The 16,834-nt window shown below is 67.1% G+C and carries 17 protein-coding genes and 1 riboswitch; of the genes, 6 read left to right on the plus strand and 11 right to left on the minus strand.

Going from position 1 to position 16,834, the window contains the following annotated elements; translation table 11 throughout:
* Nucleotides 1-212 precede the first annotated feature (212 nt).
* The 7 genes from ACJH6J_RS22895 to ACJH6J_RS22925 all read right to left on the minus strand — a co-directional run bounded on the left by ACJH6J_RS22895 (nt 213) and on the right by ACJH6J_RS22925 (nt 6,447).
* Nucleotides 213-836 carry a hypothetical protein gene (locus tag ACJH6J_RS22895; protein WP_061004476.1) on the minus strand — a complete coding sequence of 208 codons (624 nt, stop codon included), beginning with the start codon at nt 834-836 and terminating at the stop codon, nt 213-215.
* A 158-nt stretch (nt 837-994) separates the two neighbouring features.
* The gene (locus ACJH6J_RS22900) at nt 995-1,381 is read right to left on the minus strand and encodes a hypothetical protein (protein ID WP_061004475.1); all 387 of its coding nucleotides are present in this window, start codon (nt 1,379-1,381) and stop codon (nt 995-997) included.
* 3 nt (nt 1,382-1,384) lie between these two features.
* Entirely contained in the window at nt 1,385-2,155 is a 771-nt protein-coding gene (locus tag ACJH6J_RS22905) for a MerR family transcriptional regulator (protein ID WP_061004473.1), read from the minus strand.
* Nucleotides 2,156-2,164: 9 nt separating this feature from the next.
* The gene (locus tag ACJH6J_RS22910; protein ID WP_133427843.1) at nt 2,165-3,649 is read right to left on the minus strand and encodes an NAD(P)/FAD-dependent oxidoreductase; all 1,485 of its coding nucleotides are present in this window, start codon (nt 3,647-3,649) and stop codon (nt 2,165-2,167) included.
* A gap of 18 nt (nt 3,650-3,667) precedes the next feature.
* Nucleotides 3,668-4,588 (minus strand): ferritin-like domain-containing protein, encoded by a 921-nt coding sequence (locus tag ACJH6J_RS22915; protein ID WP_406803036.1) that lies wholly within the window; start codon nt 4,586-4,588, stop codon nt 3,668-3,670.
* A 12-nt stretch (nt 4,589-4,600) separates the two neighbouring features.
* On the minus strand, nt 4,601-5,458 hold the full coding sequence (locus ACJH6J_RS22920; protein WP_110767803.1) for an SDR family NAD(P)-dependent oxidoreductase: 858 nt from the start codon (nt 5,456-5,458) through the stop codon (nt 4,601-4,603).
* Complete coding sequence (locus tag ACJH6J_RS22925) at nt 5,458-6,447, minus strand: alpha/beta hydrolase (protein WP_406803035.1); 990 nt, start codon at nt 6,445-6,447, stop codon at nt 5,458-5,460. The genes ACJH6J_RS22920 and ACJH6J_RS22925 overlap by 1 nt, the downstream gene beginning before the upstream one ends.
* 91 nt (nt 6,448-6,538) lie before the next feature.
* Here ACJH6J_RS22925 and ACJH6J_RS22930 point away from each other — a divergent pair, with 91 nt between their 5' ends.
* Nucleotides 6,539-7,591, plus strand: coding sequence for a 2Fe-2S iron-sulfur cluster-binding protein (locus ACJH6J_RS22930; protein ID WP_406803034.1), 1,053 nt, complete (start codon nt 6,539-6,541; stop codon nt 7,589-7,591).
* 7 nt (nt 7,592-7,598) lie between these two features.
* Here ACJH6J_RS22930 and ACJH6J_RS22935 read toward each other — a convergent pair whose 3' ends face one another.
* Nucleotides 7,599-9,353 (minus strand): MFS transporter, encoded by a 1,755-nt coding sequence (locus ACJH6J_RS22935; RefSeq protein ID WP_135356069.1) that lies wholly within the window; start codon nt 9,351-9,353, stop codon nt 7,599-7,601.
* 140 nt (nt 9,354-9,493) lie between these two features.
* Nucleotides 9,494-9,609, plus strand: a riboswitch (TPP riboswitch).
* Here ACJH6J_RS22935 and thiC point away from each other — a divergent pair.
* From thiC to ACJH6J_RS22960, 5 genes are all read left to right on the plus strand, one after another.
* Nucleotides 9,600-11,222: a phosphomethylpyrimidine synthase ThiC gene (thiC, locus tag ACJH6J_RS22940; protein ID WP_406804561.1), complete on the plus strand. Its 1,623-nt coding sequence runs from the start codon at nt 9,600-9,602 to the stop codon at nt 11,220-11,222. (Overlaps the previous riboswitch by 10 nt.)
* A complete protein-coding gene (gene thiD / locus ACJH6J_RS22945) occupies nt 11,219-12,076 on the plus strand; it encodes a bifunctional hydroxymethylpyrimidine kinase/phosphomethylpyrimidine kinase (protein ID WP_135356067.1) in 858 nt (285 codons plus the stop codon). The genes thiC and thiD overlap by 4 nt, the downstream gene beginning before the upstream one ends.
* Nucleotides 12,077-12,078: 2 nt before the next feature.
* On the plus strand, nt 12,079-12,705 hold the full coding sequence (locus ACJH6J_RS22950; RefSeq protein WP_406804562.1) for an alpha/beta family hydrolase: 627 nt from the start codon (nt 12,079-12,081) through the stop codon (nt 12,703-12,705).
* Between the two features lie 14 nt (nt 12,706-12,719).
* Nucleotides 12,720-14,207 (plus strand): NAD(P)/FAD-dependent oxidoreductase, encoded by a 1,488-nt coding sequence (locus ACJH6J_RS22955; RefSeq protein ID WP_318986994.1) that lies wholly within the window; start codon nt 12,720-12,722, stop codon nt 14,205-14,207.
* A gap of 16 nt (nt 14,208-14,223) precedes the next feature.
* Entirely contained in the window at nt 14,224-14,502 is a 279-nt protein-coding gene (locus ACJH6J_RS22960) for a hypothetical protein (RefSeq protein ID WP_082934923.1), read from the plus strand.
* Here the strand turns inward: ACJH6J_RS22960 and ACJH6J_RS22965 are convergent.
* The 3 genes from ACJH6J_RS22965 to ACJH6J_RS22975 all read right to left on the minus strand — a co-directional run bounded on the left by ACJH6J_RS22965 (nt 14,499) and on the right by ACJH6J_RS22975 (nt 16,796).
* Nucleotides 14,499-15,704 carry an MFS transporter gene (locus ACJH6J_RS22965; protein ID WP_318986993.1) on the minus strand — a complete coding sequence of 402 codons (1,206 nt, stop codon included), beginning with the start codon at nt 15,702-15,704 and terminating at the stop codon, nt 14,499-14,501. The two genes, ACJH6J_RS22960 and ACJH6J_RS22965, sit on opposite strands and share 4 nt — an antisense overlap.
* Nucleotides 15,701-16,339, minus strand: a complete 639-nt coding sequence (locus tag ACJH6J_RS22970; protein ID WP_318986992.1) for a GntR family transcriptional regulator — start codon at nt 16,337-16,339, stop codon at nt 15,701-15,703. The genes ACJH6J_RS22965 and ACJH6J_RS22970 overlap by 4 nt, the downstream gene beginning before the upstream one ends.
* Nucleotides 16,340-16,406: 67 nt before the next feature.
* Nucleotides 16,407-16,796, minus strand: a complete 390-nt coding sequence (locus tag ACJH6J_RS22975; protein WP_318986991.1) for a hypothetical protein — start codon at nt 16,794-16,796, stop codon at nt 16,407-16,409.
* Nucleotides 16,797-16,834 lie beyond the last annotated feature (38 nt).

Below are 16,834 nucleotides of genomic sequence, written 5' to 3' on the forward strand. Positions count from 1 at the left end.
TACTATTCCCAACTCGTGACCGGTAGACCGGCCGGATCACAGAAACCTGAGGGTGCATGAAACCCGGGACGGTTCACTCACCTGTCTCTGCTGCTGATTGGTGAAGGAAGCATGCAGCCCGACGCTTGGCAGATTCTTGGCTTGCCCCCCCACGGGGCAGCCGAACACGACCCGGCACCGGTCCGGTCCCCGGGTCGGTTCGGCGCCTGCGGCTAAACCAGTTCCGGCACCCGCAGGTGAGCGAAGGCCACGTCGAACTCGGCCTCGTCCAGCTCGGCCGCACCGGTTTCCTTCATGCGCATCTGCTTCATCGTGCGCGCGCCATCCCGGTTGCGCTCCATGGCTTCTCGGCTGTCGAACGTCGTGCAGGCCACGCCGCGTCCGGTGTTCCGATTGACCAGCAGGCTGGTGCTGCAGAAGCCCTCGAGCGCCTCACTGTCGGGGACGATGTTCATCTTGAAATGCTCGATGGCGGCGTCGGCGTGGGCCGGGTCGACATGTCCCCACGTAACCCGCGCGCACGCGCCCTCGGGCATCTGGCGAGCGCGGTGCAATATCGCGATGTCCCACTCGTCAACGGTCGGGGCGCCGCCACTGAACATCTGGGTCGCCTTTTCGCGAATCGGCCGAACCTGCTCGGCGACGGCGTTCATCGCGTCCTGGGACTCCCACGCGGTCACCACGATGCACCGGCCGGACTCCCGGTCGGTGAGCAGCGACATGCCGACGAACCCGTCGAGACCTTGGAGTTGGGGCATCACTTCATCGCGGAGGTGAGCCACTCCCGAGTCGATAGCCGAGGGTTGTGCGTTGATAGTGGTAGAGCGTGCGTACACGGCCCACCCCCTCTATATCGGGGCAGCGCCCCAGCGGCGCCGCCGGTCCACCGATATACGTTCCTCCGATGTTCGGCGGGTGGCAATAGCCGATCGACACGGGTCTCGATATTGACGAGTGAGGACAAATTCCGTTCTGCGAGAACAGGAATTGACGACTAGCTTCGTTTTACGCCGGGAAGCCGGTCGACGAGCCAGCCCAGCCGGGCCACCGTGGTATCGAGCGGCTCCACGACTTCGGCGAGCCGCTTCAGGCTCGGCAGGGTCGCCGCGATGGAGTTGGCACCGTGGGCGATCTTCTCGGCAGACGTGTCGATGCCGGCCGCGGCCTCGGTCAACGTGGTGATCTGGCTGGCGATCAGTTCCGCATGCCGGTCGATGCCCGCTGCGCTCTCGCTCAGGGCGGCGATGTTGTCGGCGATGAACTGCGCGGACTTCCGGAGTTCGGCGACATCGTCCATCAATGCGAACACCGCTTGGACGAGGGTCTTCGGCCCGCGCTTGCGTTTGCCGGAGGAAGCCTCAGCTCCGTCTGCCTGCGCCATGACTCACGCCTTCCGTTCGACAGGAGCCCCCTTGTCCTTGGCCTCCTGCTGGTACTGCCGCAGCTCGGCTCGCACCGCTTCATCTAACGCGCGGTCAAGGCTAGCGTGGGCAGAACGGCGGGATACACGGCGCATGGCATCGATCAGGTCGGCGGCCCAGGCAAGTTCGACGTCGTTGCTGGGGTACCAGCCCGTCCCCCGCTGCCGGACCACCTCGGTGTGCCCGGCCCGGGTCATGGCCCGGGCCGCTTCGTCGAGCTTCTTGTCGACCGCGGTGGTGGTCTTGAGGATCGCCGCCAACGGCATCCCGCGGGAGATGAGCCTGGCGAAGTCGTCGATAACCCGCCGGTCAGGTACCAGGTAGGCATCCTTGTCGTCCGTCGGCTCGATGATCCGGCCGGCGACGAGCCGTCGCAGCGTCGCGCCGTCGAGCCGGCCCAGCGCCATCTCCAGCTCTTGGCGCGTCATGGTCTGCGCCTCGGGGTTCGACCACGGCGAGATCACCAACTCCTCGAGCTCGGCGAGGTCCAGCACCTCGACGAGCCCCTCACCGCGCTGCAGGCCGGTGAGGAACTTCAGGATGTGCTTGACGGTGAAGCCCTCGCTGAGCAGCCGGACGATCGCCTGCAACTGGCTCAGGTGCCGATCGGTATAGATCGCGACCCGGCCCCGGCGCTGGGGCCGGGGCAGCAGGCCGTTCTCCTGGTAGACGCGGACGTTCCGGGTTGTCGTCCCCGCTTCGCGCGCGAGGTCGTCGATCCGGTACTCAGCCACCAGCGGATTCTATGCGGTCAGGACCGACGCACCGCTGGTCTGTTCAGCAGTGATCTTGAAGTCGTGCAGATTGACCGCCTTCAACTGGTTGACGTACTGGGTGGCGAACCCCGGGAACATCGTCGCGTTGAAGCCGTCCTCGGTGAGGTACCAGCTCTGGCAGCCTGAGTTCCACGTGGTGGACTGCAGCCGCTGCTGGATGTCCTCGTTGTAGCGTGCCTGCACCTCGGGACGCACGTCGAGCGACTTCCACCCGAACTGCAGCAGCTTGGATATCGCCTCGACGATGTAGTCGATCTGCGCCTCCATGTACACCAGCGCGGAGCTGTGTCCGGGGCCGGAGTTGGGTCCGAAGGTGAAATACAGGTTGGGGTAACCGGATACCGCGACGCTGCGGTAGGCGTACGCGCCCCGGCTCCATTCCGTGGCGAGCTCCCGGCCGTCGATGCCGATGACGGGGAACGGGGTGCCGGCCTTGGACACCTCGAAACCGGTGGCGAACACGATGGCGTCGAACTGGTGCTCGATGCCTTCGACGGTCCGGATTCCCTTGGGCGACAACCGGGCAATGGGCCAGGTGACGAGCTTGCAGTTGTCGGCCTGCAGCGCCGGGTAGTAGTCGGCGGTCATCAGCAGTCGCTTGCAGCCGGCTGAGAAGTCCGGGGTCAGCTGGCGGCGCAGCCACGGGTCCTTCACCTGCCGGCGCAGGTTCGCCAGGCTCAGGGCTTCGACCACCCGGGTGAACGGGCTGTCCCACACCACACCGAGCGCCACCGACTCATGGCCCCAGAACCACGCCGAACGCATCAGCTTCTCGGCGAGCGGCACGTCCTTGTAGATCCGCTTCATCCAGCCGCTGGTGGCTCCGTTTATCCGCGGGATCACCCAGCCCGGCGTGCGCTGGAACACCTTGACCGACTTGGCGACCTTGATAAGTTCCGGGACGATCTGCACGCCGCTGGCGCCGGTACCGATGACGGCGACCTTCTTGCCGGTGAAGTCGTAGTCGTGATCCCAACGGGCGCTGTGGATCTTGTGGCCTTCGTAGGTTTCGATGCCCTCGATCTTCGGGAAGCTGGCGTTCGCCAGCGGCCCCGAGGCGACGATGACGGTGCGTGCCTGCACCGGTTCACGACCCTCGAAGTTGACGGTCCACTCCCCCGCCACCTCGTCGTACTCCACACCGGTGACGTTGTGGCCGAACCGGATATGCGGTGCGATACCGAACGACTCGACCATGCTGTCGATGTACCCGAGGATCTCGTCGCTACCGGAGTAGGTGTGCGACCAGTCCGGGTTCGGCGCGAAGCTGTAGGAGTACAGGCGCGACGGAATGTCGCACGCCGCACCGGGATACGTGTTGTCACGCCAGGTGCCGCCGACGCGGGTGCCGCGTTCGAAGATCTCGAAATCGGTGATGCCCTGGTCTTTGAGCCGGATGGCGGCGCCGATGCCAGCGAAGCCGGCGCCGATGATGGCTGTTGAGATAGTCACGGTGATAGTTCCTCTTGCTTACGCGACCGGCTCATAGGTCAGCTCGTCCGACCACGTCGGCGTGTACTTCACCAGCGGCATCGGGATGGCGCCGGTGACCACCACCAGCGAATCGGCGAGCCAGTGGTACTTCGAGGTCCGGTCGATCACCTTCTTGGCATGCCACGAGATGAACCGGTACATGGGTACCCGGCGCACGAAAGCGCTTCGCTCACCGACACTTTGGAACCGGCGCATCGCCTGGTACAGACGTTCCTCGTTGACGCCCATGGCCACGATGTTGTCGCGCATCTTGTTGAGCAGGGGGAAGTAGCTCAGCGTGCCGACGATCAGCGCCGGGTTCATCCAGCTGCCGACGAAGTCGACGACCAGCTTGCGCATGTCGGCGTGGCCGAGGATGTCCATGACCTCGAAGTCGACCGCGAGGTGCCGGGATTCGTCGGAGTTGATGCGCTTGAAAACCTCCTGCGCCACCGGATCTTTGACCTCATCGGTGATGAATTTGATGAGTGCCCCGTCGAGCGCCACCTCCAGCATGGGGATGACGGTGCCAAGGATCGACAGCGACATGCCGTCGGAGAACTTGTCGAGCCAGGTGATCACCAGCTGCACATTGACGCTCGGCGGCGGGACCTCGTCGTTCTCGAGCATGCCCCAGCGCCGCATCAGGGCCAGCTCGGCATTGGCGTGCTTCTGCTCCTCGGCGTGGAAGTGCTCATAGATGCTCTTGAGCGTCGGGGTCGGGGCCTTCCGCGCCAGCGCGGCGAAGCCACGGGCGCCGACGTTCTCGATCCACATCAGATCGGTCATGAACGGCTTGAGCTTGGCCCACAGCTCGGGCTCGATCAGCTCGGCACCCGGTGCGTCCCAGTCGATGTCGGCCAGGGCCCACTGCTTGTCCTTGATGCGCTGCAGCATCTCGTCGAGATCCATTGCCATGATGGGTTCCTTTCAGTCCTTGGGAAGTACGCGTCCGAGTAGTCCGGCGCCGCGGACGTACAGGGCGGGGAAGTGTCGCTTGAGGTGCCAGATGACGGTGGCGTCGATCTGCGGCACCACGTAGAGCCGGCCGCCGTCGTGCGCGTCCAGGGTGCGGGCGGCGACGTTGTCGGCGGACAGGCCGGTCCAGCGAGCCAGCTGCTGGCTCAGGCTCATCGAGCTCGGGGTGATGCGGCCGTCGGTGAAGACGTTGGTCTTCACGAAGGTCGGGCACAGCACGGTGACGGCGATGTCGGTGCCGTCGAGTTCGGCGGCGAGGGTTTCCGACAGTGACATCACGCCGGCCTTGGACACGTTGTAAGCCGCCATCGACGGTGCGGCGGCGAACCCGGCGGCCGAGGCCACGTTGATGATGCCGCCCCGGCCGGCTTCGCGCAGCAGCGGCGTGAAGACCTCACAGCCGTACACCACGCCCCACAGGTTGATGCCGAGCGCCCAGTCCCAGTCTTCGAAACCGATGTCGCCCACGGGCTTTCCGCCGATGCCGACGCCCGCGTTGTTGATCACCAACGTCGGCGCGCCACCGAAGATCTCCTGCGCCTGCTTGGCCAGCAGCTCGATGGCGGTGCGATCGGCGACGTCGCACTGCACGGCGTGCCCTTTGCCGGTCGGCAGCTGGTCGATCAGCGCGACGGTCTCCTTCGCGCGCTCCAGGCTGATGTCCGCGCAGATGATCTCGCCGCCCCGGCGCGCGAGCTCGAGCGCGAACGACCGCCCGATGCCGCTGCCGGCGCCGGTGACCACCGCCTTCGCCTTGTCCGAGCGGCGCTGACCGCGAAAGACATTCAGGATCGTGTCAAGGCCGATCATCAGCACACCTCTTCGAGCTCGTTGGATCGCTTGTAGGCATCGGCGACGAAGGCCGCGGCACGGCGCAGTGCCGGGCCGGCCTCGGGTGCCAGATGCGGCAGGGCCTGGAAGACGTGCACCATGCCGGGCCAGACCTCGAGCGTGCTGGTGCCGCCGGCGCGGCGCAGTTCGGCGTCGAGGTAGCGGGCGTCGGCGCGCAGCATCTCGAATCCGCCGACCTGAATCAGTATGGGCGGCAATTGGTCTGCCTTGGCGAAGTCGAGGCGCAGCCGCGGATCGGCCAGGTTCTGCCCTTGGGTGTACAGCCCGACCATGCGCGCGGCCGCGGTGGCCGACATCGCGGGATCGCGGTACGTCGCCTTCTCCTGCTCGAGTGCGAGACCGAGCGTCACGTCGATCAGCGGCGAGAACAGCACCACGCCCGCGGGCCGGAAGTCCGCGTCACCGGCGTGCGCCAGCAGCATGTCGCAGGTCAGGTGACCGCCGGCGGAGTCGGCGCCCATCACGATGTCCGAGGCCGCATAGCCTTCCGACAACAGCCACCGGTACCCGGCTTCGACGTCCTCGGCCGCCGTCGGGAAGCGGTGCTCGGGTGCCAGCCGGTAGTCCACGACGAACATCGGCAGTCCGGTCGCCTCCGACAACCGGGCCACCAGCTTGCGGTGGGTGCGTGCCGAGCAGATGACGTAGGCGCTGCCGTGCACGTAGTAGCCGGCGCGGCGGCCGAACTCGACACCCGGGCCGAGAACCCACTCGCCCCGCAGGTGCGGCGTGCGGACCGGGACGATCCTGGTGCCGTCGGGCATCGAACCGAAGGTCTCCATGATGGTGGCGATCAGCCCGCGGCCGAACCAGACACCTGGGGTGTTCATCGGGATGACACTGGTCAGATTGCCCAGGGTCCAGCGGGTCACCGTGGCCGAGAGCGCGGCGCGCAACGTTGCGCGCGTGGGTACTTCGGGCAACGTTGCCCGATCAGTTTCCGTCACGGCAACTAGGTCATCATTAACTGTGCCATTTGTCAATGGCACAGTTAACGACGACAATCTGACCTGGTTCCACGACGGAAGGCATTTCCCCATGACCGCATCGACAGCGTCCAGGTCACACGAGTTGACCGTGGTCGAGGTGATCACCGAGACCCCCGACGCCGTATCGCTGGTCCTGACGGCCGCGCACGACGCGCGTGACCAGTTCACCTACCAGGCCGGCCAGTTCCTGACCCTGCGCATCCCGGCACACGGCGGCGCGGTCTCGCGGTGCTATTCCCTGTCGAGCAGTCCGGCCGCCGACGAGCACCTGAAGGTGACCGTGAAGCGCACCTCGGGCGGCCTCGCATCCAACTGGCTGTGCGACCATGTCGAGGCCGGAATGACGCTGGAATCTCTCACGCCCGCAGGCGCTTTCACGGTCCGCCCGGCAGACAGCGAGCTGATCTTCGTGGCCGCCGGCAGTGGCATCACCCCGGTCATCTCGATGATCCGCGCCGAACTGCTGCAGTCCGGCCGCCGGGTGACACTCGTCTACGCCAACCGCGACCGCGAGTCGGTCATCTTCGACGCCGAGTTGGCGGAACTGCTTGCGGCACATGCCGACCGGCTGACGGTCGCGCATTGGCTCGAGTCGGAATCCGGCCTGCCCACTCCGGCCGGCCTGCGCTCCTTGCTGCCCGCGACACCCTCAGCCGATACCGCCGCCTACCTGTGCGGCCCAGCGGCATTCATGGACGTGGCCGCGGCCGCCCTGCACGACGCCGGCGTCGCCCGTGAGCACGTGCACCGCGAGGTATTGGTGTCACTGACCACGGATGCTTTCGCCGCGCCGGAGCCGGTGACCGGTTCGGCCGCAACCTCCGACGCCGTGACCGCGACCGTCGAGATCGACGGCGACACCCATGAGATCAGCTGGCCCAAGAGCGAGGTGCTGCTCGACACCCTGCTGAGCCGAGGTATCGACGCACCCTACGCCTGCCGCGAAGGCAACTGCGGCGCCTGCGCGTACACGCTGCGCGAAGGCCAGGTGAGCATGCGGATCAACGACACCCTCGACGACTACGAACTCGGCATCGGCGTCCGGCTGGCGTGCCAGTCGATACCCGAATCCGACCATCTGACAGCGGTTTTCGACCGCTGACCGGCCGTCACGCCGCGTTGTCGGCGCCGGGCTCGGTGGCGTACGTACCGGGGTTGAACATCGACGCCACCGCACCCAGCAGCATCATGACCGCCGCCGCGCCAAACACCACGACGAGGCCGGAGTGGAACGGCTCGGTGATGAGCTGCGGGAAGAAGCTCTGACCCGTCAGGGTGGCGGCATCGACGCCCGGCTGTTGCAGCGTGTGGAACGGAGCCAGGAGCTCGCCCATCGGGTTGTAGCCGAGGAAGGCCGCGAACAGGCTCCCCACCGGCGGCAGTTCGGCCACCTGCTGCGCGACGTCGGCCGAAACCCCTTGCTGCTGCAGACCACTGGACAACGCGGTCGGCAAGGTGCCGGCCAGCCCGACGACCATGAGCGAGAAGAAGATACCGATCGACAGCGAGCTGCCGGCGTTGAAGAACGTCGACCGCACACCCGACGCCGCGCCGCGCTGCGCCGCCGGCACGCTCGACATGATGGCCGCGGTGTTCGGCGCGGTGAAGATGCCGCCGCCGACGCCGTTGAGGAACACCAGCAGGGCGAATTCCCAGTACGCGAAATTGACCGGAATCAGCAGCAGCGCAACGAAGGTCACCGCCATCAGCAGCATGCCGCCGACCGCCAGTGGCCGCGCGCCGAAGCGGTCGGACAGGCTGCCGGCGACGGGTGCCGCCACCAGGAAGCCGATGGTCGCCGGCAGCAGGTAGATGCCCGCCCACAGCGGCGTCGATTCGAAGTCGTAGCCGTGCAGCGGCAACCAGATGCCCTGCAGCCAGATGATGAGCATGAATTGGAGGCCACCGCGGCCCACCGACGACAGCAGCCCGGCCAGGTTGCCCATGCCGAAGGTCGCCGACTTGAACAGCCGCATGTCGACCATCGGCGACTCGACCTTGAGCTCGATGATGCAGAACACCACCAACAGCAGCAGACCCACACCGATGGAGCCGAGGACGGCGGGACTGCCCCAGCCCGTCGGCGAATTGCCGTACGGCTGAATGCCATACGTGATGCCGAGCAGCAGCACCGTCAGGCCCAAGCCGAATGTCACGGTGCCGGCCCAGTCCAGCTTGCCGGGCGACCGGGTACCCAGCTCACGCAGCGAGCGGTAGCTCCAGATGGCGCCGATCACGCCGATCGGGATGCCGACCCAGAACACGGCCTTCCACTCCCATTCCGAGAGGAACCCGCCGATCAGCAGACCGAGGAACGATCCGGCCACCGCGGCCACCATGTTCACGCCGAGTGCCATGCCGCGCTGGTTGGCCGGGAAGGCGTCGGTCAGGATCGCCGACGACGACGCCATCAGCATCGCGCCGCCGATGCCCTGGATCACCCGCCAGGCGATGAGCCAGATCGCACCGCCACCGAGGTGGAACGGATCGAACGACAGCGCGACGGCCGCCAGCGTGAAGATGACGAAACCCAGGTTGTAGATGCGGACCCGGCCGTACATGTCCCCGAGCCGGCCGAACGGCACCACGAGCACGGCCGTCACAACGAGGTAGCCCATCAGCATCCACAGCAGGTAGCTGACGTTGCTCGGCGCCAGCGGGTTCAGCCCGATACCCCGGAAGATCGCCGGCAGTGAGATCAGCACGATCGAGGCGTTGATCGTGGCCAGCAGTGTGCCCAGCGTGGTGTTGGCCAGCACGACCCACTTGTAGCGCGGGTGGTCGTGGTCCATCTGGACGCGTCGGCGCGCGGTTGCCGCGAGCGCGGTGTCGCGCTGCCCGGTGAGCTCGGTGTCAGTCGTCATCAGTCGGTCTTCGCTCCAATTTCAGAAAAACATATGTTAGCTATACAAACGACCTCATGACAATTCGATTCCCGGTCACCGAACGCCCGAAACGGGATCGCACGCACCCTTGCCTTCCCACGACGATCGACTACGGTGAACAACGTCCGCGCGGGAGCGCACACCCTGGTGCGCTGAGAGGACGGCTGAATGGCGCCGTCGACCGTATGAACCTGACCGGGTAATGCCGGCGTAGGGAGTAAGCAGATGACTGCAATTGCTGTATTCAACGACCTTTCCTGCGGCCCGATCCAGGGCAGCACCAAGGTTTACCGGGAGCTTCCCGACGGTGGAAAGGTCCCGTTCCGGCGGGTCAACCTGACCACCGGCGACCACCTCGACCTGTACGACACCTCGGGTCCGTACGCCGACGAGAACGCCACCATCGACCTGGAGAAGGGCCTGCCCGCCCGTCCCGGCGTCGTCAAGGACCGCGGCACCCAGCTGCAGCGCGCCCGGGGCGGCGAGATCACCGCCGAGATGGCGTTCATCGCCGAGCGCGAGGGCCTGTCCGCCGAGCTGGTGCGCGACGAGGTCGCCCGCGGCCGCGCCATCATCCCGGCCAACCACAACCACCCCGAGCTCGAGCCGATGATCATCGGCAAGGCCTTCGCCGTGAAGGTCAACGCCAACATCGGCAACTCGGCTGTCACGTCGTCCATCTCCGAAGAGGTCGACAAGATGGTGTGGGCCACCCGCTGGGGTGCCGACACCATCATGGATCTGTCCACCGGCAAGGACATCCACCAGACCCGCGAGTGGATCCTGCGCAACTCCCCCGTCCCCGTCGGCACCGTGCCGATCTACCAGGCGCTGGAGAAGGTCAACGGCGATCCCACCAAGCTGACCTGGGAGCTGTACCGCGACACCGTCATCGAGCAGTGCGAGCAGGGCGTCGACTACATGACGGTGCACGCCGGCGTGCTGCTGCGCTACATCCCGCTGACGGTCAAGCGCGTCACGGGCATCGTGTCGCGCGGCGGCTCGATCATGGCGGCGTGGTGCCTGGCGCACCACCAGGAGTCGTTCCTGTACACGCACTTCGAGGAGCTCTGCGAAATCCTGCAGCGCTACGACGTCACGTTCTCGCTCGGTGACGGCCTGCGTCCCGGCTCGATCGCCGACGCCAACGACGAAGCCCAGTTCGCCGAGCTGCGCACCCTGGGCGAGCTCACCAAGATCGCCAAATCCCATGGCGTGCAGGTGATGATCGAAGGCCCGGGCCACGTCCCGATGCACAAGATCGTCGAGAACGTCCGCCTGGAAGAAGAGCTGTGCGAAGAGGCGCCGTTCTACACCCTCGGCCCGCTGGCCACCGACATCGCACCGGCGTACGACCACATCACCTCGGCCATCGGCGCGGCGATCATCGCGCAGGCCGGTACCGCGATGCTGTGCTACGTCACCCCCAAGGAGCACCTGGGCTTGCCCAACCGCAAGGACGTCAAGGACGGGGTGATCGCCTACAAGATCGCCGCGCACGCCGCTGACCTGGCCAAGGGTCACCCCGGTGCGCAGGACCGCGACAACGCGCTGTCGCAGGCCCGCTTCGAGTTCCGCTGGCACGACCAGTTCGCGCTGTCGCTCGACCCGGACACGGCCCGCGAGTACCACGACGAGACGCTGCCCGCCGAGCCGGCCAAGACGGCACACTTCTGCTCGATGTGCGGCCCGAAGTTCTGCTCGATGCGCATCACGCAGGACATCCGCGACGCCTACCCGGACGGGGTCGCTCCCGATTACGCGGACGAGATCGCTCAGGGCATGGCGGAGAAATCCCAGGAGTTCGCCGACCACGGTAACCGGGTGTATCTACCCTTGGCTCCGTGAACTTCTTGCCCTTGACCCCGCCGGGCGAAACGCCGCTGCGGGTGATGACCATCGCCGGCTCGGATTCCGGCGGCGGCGCCGGAATCCAGGCCGACCTGCGTACCTTCGCGATGCTCGGCGTGCACGGGTGCGTCGCCGTCGCCGCGGTGACGGTGCAGAACTCGGTGGGGGTCAAGGGTTTTCACGAGCTGCCGCTCGACATCATCAGCGGGCAGATCACCGCGGTGGCCGACGACATCGGCATCCAGGCCGCCAAGACCGGCATGCTGGCCTCGGCCGAGATCATCGGTGCCGTCGCCGAGACGTGGCAGAGCCTCGACGGTGACATCCCGCTGGTCGTCGACCCGGTGTGTGCGTCGATGCACGGCGACCCGCTGCTGCACCCCAGCGCGCTGAATTCGGTTCGCACCCAGCTGTTTCCGATTGCCACGCTGGTTACCCCGAACCTCGATGAGGTCCGGCTGATCACCGGCATCGACGTGGTGGACGCCGCGACTCAACGTGATGCCGCCAAGGCCCTGCACGACCTGGGCCCGAAGTGGGCCCTGGTCAAGGGCGGCCACCTGCGGTCCAGCGATCACAGCCCGGACCTGCTGTACGACGGCAACGAGTTCCACGAATTCACCACCGAGCGCATCGACACCGGCCATGACCACGGCGCCGGCGACACCCTCGCCGCGTCCACGGCCTGCGCACTGGCGCATGGCTTTTCGGTGCCTGACGCGGTCGCGTTCGGCAAGAGGTGGGTCACCGAATGTCTGCGGGCGGCCTACCCGTTGGGCCACGGCCACGGTCCGGTCAACGCACTCTTCCGGTTGGCGGATGAGCGTTCGCGCGAAGACGATCGGACCTGAGCGTGAGCCTCGAGGACATCGCGGGTATCGCGCACGAACCCGACGGCACTCCGACGGGCGTCGTGCTGCTGACGCACGGCGCGGGCGGTAACCGCGACGCCCCACTGATCATCCGCATCTGCGACGAATGGGCCCGCCACGGCTGGCTCGCGATCCGCTACAACCTGCCCTACCGGCGGCGCCGCCCGAAGGGGCCGCCGTCCAATTCGGCGGCCTCGGACCAGCAGGGCATCGTCGAGGCGATCGAGCTGGCGCACACCCTGACCGACGGCCCGGTGATCGCCGGCGGCCATTCCTACGGTGGCCGGATGACGTCGATGGTGGCCGCCCAGGGCGCCGACCTGGCGGCCCTGACGCTGTTCTCCTATCCCCTGCACCCGCCCGGCAAGCCCGAGCGGGCCCGTACCGAGCACCTCGGCCAGATCGAGGTCCCGACGGTCTTCACCCACGGCACGGCCGACCCGTTCGGCAGCATCGCCGAGCTCACGGCCGCCGCCCAGCTGATCCCGGCACCCACTGAGCTCATCGAGATCACCGGGGCCCGCCATGACCTGGGATCCAAGACCCTGGACGTGCCCGCGCTGGCCGTCGCCGCGGCCCTTGTGTTCGTGGCCCGAAGCGGTACCTGAGGTACCGTCTGAATATGACGACGCAGCAGTTCGACGCGGTCATCGTCGGCGCGGGATTCGCCGGTATCGGTGCGGCCATCCAGCTCAAACGCCTCGGGATCGAGAACTTCACCATCCTGGAGCGCGAGGACGACCTCGGCGGCACCTGGTACGTCAACCACTATCCGGGGCTCGCGGTCGACGTGCCGACCACCACCTACTCGTACTTCTTCGAGCCCAACCCGAACTGGTCGCGCCTGTTCACCCCGGGCCCGGAGATCAAGCGGTACGCCGACGATGTCGCGGCCAAGTACGACGTGCGGCGGCACATCCGGTTCAATGTCGTCGTCAACGGCGCCCGCTGGGACGAGGAAGCCGCGCTGTGGCGCATCAACATCGCCGACGGTGACACCCTCAGCGCCCGCTACCTGATCACCGCCACCGGCTTCCTGTCGCAGCCGAACATCCCGGCGATTCCGGGTATCGAGACCTTCGCCGGCCGCGTCATCCACACCACCGACTGGGATGACGACTACGACCCGGCGGGCAAGCGCATCGCGGTCATCGGCACCGGTGCCACCGCGGTGCAGTTGATCCCCGAGCTGGCCAAGACCGCCGCCGACCTGACGGTGTTCCAGCGCACGCCCATCTGGGTGGTGCCCAAGATCGACCCGCGTTTCGGCGCCCGGGCGAAGAAGATGTTCGCCCGGTTCCCGTTGACGCAGCGCGTGCTTCGCTGGCTCACCGACTCGATCTACGAGGTCATGGTGTCCGTCGGCGTGCGGCACTACGGTACGTTCCGCGGCCGCTTCAACATCTCGGCCTCCGACCTGTCGAAGATGCACCGCTTCTTCGTCATCCGCGACAAGGAGCTACGGCGCCGGCTCACCCCGGACTACGACTTCGGTTGCAAGCGGCCGACTTTCAGCAACGGCTACTACCAGGCCTTCAACCGGCCCAACGTGCACCTGCAGGACGCCGGCATCGACCGGATCGAGGCCGACGGCATCGTCGGCAACGACGGGGCCAAGGTCGAGATCGACACCCTCGTGCTCGCAACGGGTTTCGATCTGTGGGAGGCCAACTTCCCGGCCATCGAGGTGATCGGCCGCGAGGGCCGCGATCTCGGAAAGTGGTGGCGCGAAACGCGTTTCCAGGCCTACCAGGGCGTGTCGATGCCGTACTTCCCGAACTACCTGAGCCTGGCCAGCCCGTACGCGTTCCTGGGATTGAACTTCTTCAACACCATGGAATACCAGATGCGGTTGATGGACCGGCTTTTCACCGAGGTCAAGAAGCGCGGTGCGACGACGTTCGAGGTCACCGAGGAAGCCAACACGGCGTTCCTCGACCGGATGACCGAACTGCTCGGCGACTCGCTGTTCACCCTCGGCAACTGCGCCAGCGCCCATTCGTACTATTTCAATCCCGCGGGTGAGCCCACGCTGCTGCGCCCGTCGTCGACCGAGACGGCGATCCGGGAAGCATCCGAATTTCCGTTGAGCGACTACAAGATTTCGTGATCAGAGAGGACCACAGGTGACCGACGCCGCTGAGAACACCGCTGGAAAGAAGGGCCTGCTGGCCGGGATCGGCCTGGCACTGGCCGGACTGGCGCACTTCGTCAAGCCCGACCTGTTCAAGGGCATCACCGCCACGGCGTTCCCGGACGACATCGACAAGCACCTCAAGGTCAACGGATCGATCGAGACGGCGCTCGGCGTCGGCCTCATCGTGCCGCAGACCCGCAAGCTCGCGACCGTCGGCGTGATCGGGTACGTCCTCTACCTGGCCGCCAACGTCGCCCGCAACCGCTAGGCGCGGGCCGGCAGGTGCTTGGACCAGCCGGCCGCACAGATCACCGTGCACACTGCCGCCAGTAGGCCGACCACGGTGAGCATCGCCGGGTAGCTGACGTAGTGGGCCAGCGCGGCGAGCACCGCCGGCAGCAGGAAGCCGACGTACGCCAGCGAGTAGTACACGCCGGACACCCCGGCCAGCTCGTGCGGTTTGGCGATGCGCTGAATCTCCAGCAGCCCGGACACGATGGCGATGCCGTACGCACTGCCCAGCAGCATGGCCACCAGCACCGCGACGGCCGGTGAGCGCGTGACGGCGGTGGCGACCGCGGCGAACACGCCCGCCGACATCAGCACCATCGACACCACCACGGCACGGGCGCTGGAGTGGTCGTCCAGCCGCCTGGCGATCGGCTGCACCAGCACGCCACAGGCCAGCGTCAGCACCGTCAGGCCGGCGGTGTACAGCAGCGCCCAGGAGCCCAGCCGGTCGGCGACCAGCGCCGGCACGATGGCGTACGCGATGGCCGCCGAGCCGAACACCCACGGCGCCATCGGAGCCACCACGCGGACGAAACGGCGGTGCGTCGCGGCGGGAACCCGCAACTGCGACAACAGGTCTCCGCTGACGCGAGCGCTCCGGGTCTCCACCGTCCGATACAGGACCAGCCACAGTGCGGGCGCACACAGCGCCGCCTGCACCAGGTACGTCAGGGTCAGCGGCAGCGGCGCGAACTGCGCCAACAGGCCCGAGCACAACGGGCCGATCGCCAGGCCCAGAGACAGCCAGATCGAGGCCCGGCGAGCGCCGGCGCCGGTCGCGGCCGAGTCATACGGCGGCGCGGACAGCTCCGCGATCCAGGTCGAGCCGACAGCCATCGCGACGCCCACACTGAGCCCACAGAGCAGCCGGCCCACGAAAAGTGCTGGGAATCCGCCCAATTCGCCGGTCGCGAGAATGAGGCTGCCCACCGCCGAACTGATCAGCCCGGCGATCATCAGCGGGCGCCGGCCGTAGCGGTTCGACATGGCCGCAGCGACCAGCAGCCCGGGGATCAGGCCGAGCACGTACGCGCCCAGCAGGACGTCGACGTCCACCCGGGAGTAGCCGGCGCGGTGCACGTACTCGATCAGCATCGGGGTGAACTGGTTTCCGCCCCAACCGATACAGAACACCCCGGCAGCGACGGCGAGCCACGGCTTCACACGGGTGCGGCTCATCGCAGCACCACCTCGTACGTCGACTCGAGGTGCGCCAGCAGGCGGGCGTCGAACGCCGTCGCATCACGCGTCCCGACGGCGTGCGCCAGTTCGGCGTGCTCGGCGATGAGCCGGTCGACGAGGGTCTGGTCGGCCTGCACAGCGTCGGCCATCATCCGGCGCTGGCGGTCCCCCAGCGAGCCGTAGAACCGTTGCGCGATGCAGTTCCCGGCAGCGTCGACGATGTGCCGGTGGAAGGCATCATCGAGTTCGGCGAAGCGCACCAGGTCGGCCGCCGCGCCGCGCTGCTGATCGATCAGACGGGCGAGCTCGGCCGCCGCCACCTGCGCGGTGGCCTCGGAGCGGCAGAGCCGGCGCACGGCGCTGCCCTCCAGCGCCAGGCGCATCTCGAGCAGGTCGGTGGCTTCACGCGGCGGGATCGGGACGACGACGGCGCCGCGCCGGGGCAGCAGGTCGAGCAGGTCCTCGGCGGCCAGACGCAGGAAGGCCTCGTGCACCGGGGTCCGGCTGACGCCGAGCTCCGCCGCGACTTCGACCTCGCTCAGCAGCTGCCCGCCCTTGACCGCGCCCACCAAAATCTTGGTCTTGGTGTCCCGGTAGGCGCGCTCGCTGGCAGGGGTCTGATCGATGGCCACCTCACGACGGTAGCAACTTGCATGCAAGCTTGCATACAAGCAGTGACGGACCTAACTCGACGCCTCGTCAGTGCTGCTGCGGCCCGAAGTTGTTGAAGCCGCCGCGCTCGCGCGGCTGCGGCTGGTAGACCGTGGAGGTCTGCACCGACGTGGACGTTTCCGTCGAGGTCTGCACCGACGTCGACGTCTCGGTCTGGGTCTCGGTCTGGGTGGCCGTCTCGGTGTTGGTCACCGTCTCCGGTGCAGGTGCCGGCGCCTGCTGACCACCGCCGTTGCCGCCGCCTCCGCTGTGGTGCGCCTTGGCCGCCGTCGTGGTGGTCGTGGTGCTCGACGGGGTGACCGTGACGGTGGCCGGGGCGTTGTTGCCCTGCGAGCCGCAGGCGACGGTCAGCCCGCCCATGGCCACGACAGTCACGATGCCGGCAGCGGCCGACCAACGGCGAGTAGTGCTTTTCATGGGCACCATTACTAACGCGGCAACCTGGCAACCGGACT

Source organism: Mycobacterium sp. SMC-18, assembly GCF_045310895.1.
GTDB lineage: Bacteria > Actinomycetota > Actinomycetes > Mycobacteriales > Mycobacteriaceae > Mycobacterium.

Bases quoted from the DNA above. Each gene is read 5' to 3' on its own strand.
- ACJH6J_RS22920 (WP_110767803.1), bottom strand. From the start codon at position 5,458: ATGATCGGCCTTGACACGATCCTGAATGTCTTTCGCGGTCAGCGCCGC.
- ACJH6J_RS22955 (WP_318986994.1), top strand. From the start codon at position 12,720: ATGACGACGCAGCAGTTCGACGCGGTCATCGTCGGCGCGGGATTCGCC.
- ACJH6J_RS22975 (WP_318986991.1), bottom strand. From the start codon at position 16,796: ATGAAAAGCACTACTCGCCGTTGGTCGGCCGCTGCCGGCATCGTGACT.
- ACJH6J_RS22935 (WP_135356069.1), bottom strand. From the start codon at position 9,353: ATGACGACTGACACCGAGCTCACCGGGCAGCGCGACACCGCGCTCGCG.
- ACJH6J_RS22915 (WP_406803036.1), bottom strand. From the start codon at position 4,588: ATGGCAATGGATCTCGACGAGATGCTGCAGCGCATCAAGGACAAGCAG.
- ACJH6J_RS22930 (WP_406803034.1), top strand. From the start codon at position 6,539: ATGACCGCATCGACAGCGTCCAGGTCACACGAGTTGACCGTGGTCGAG.
- thiC (WP_406804561.1), top strand. From the start codon at position 9,600: ATGACTGCAATTGCTGTATTCAACGACCTTTCCTGCGGCCCGATCCAG.
- ACJH6J_RS22965 (WP_318986993.1), bottom strand. From the start codon at position 15,704: ATGAGCCGCACCCGTGTGAAGCCGTGGCTCGCCGTCGCTGCCGGGGTG.
- ACJH6J_RS22900 (WP_061004475.1), bottom strand. From the start codon at position 1,381: ATGGCGCAGGCAGACGGAGCTGAGGCTTCCTCCGGCAAACGCAAGCGC.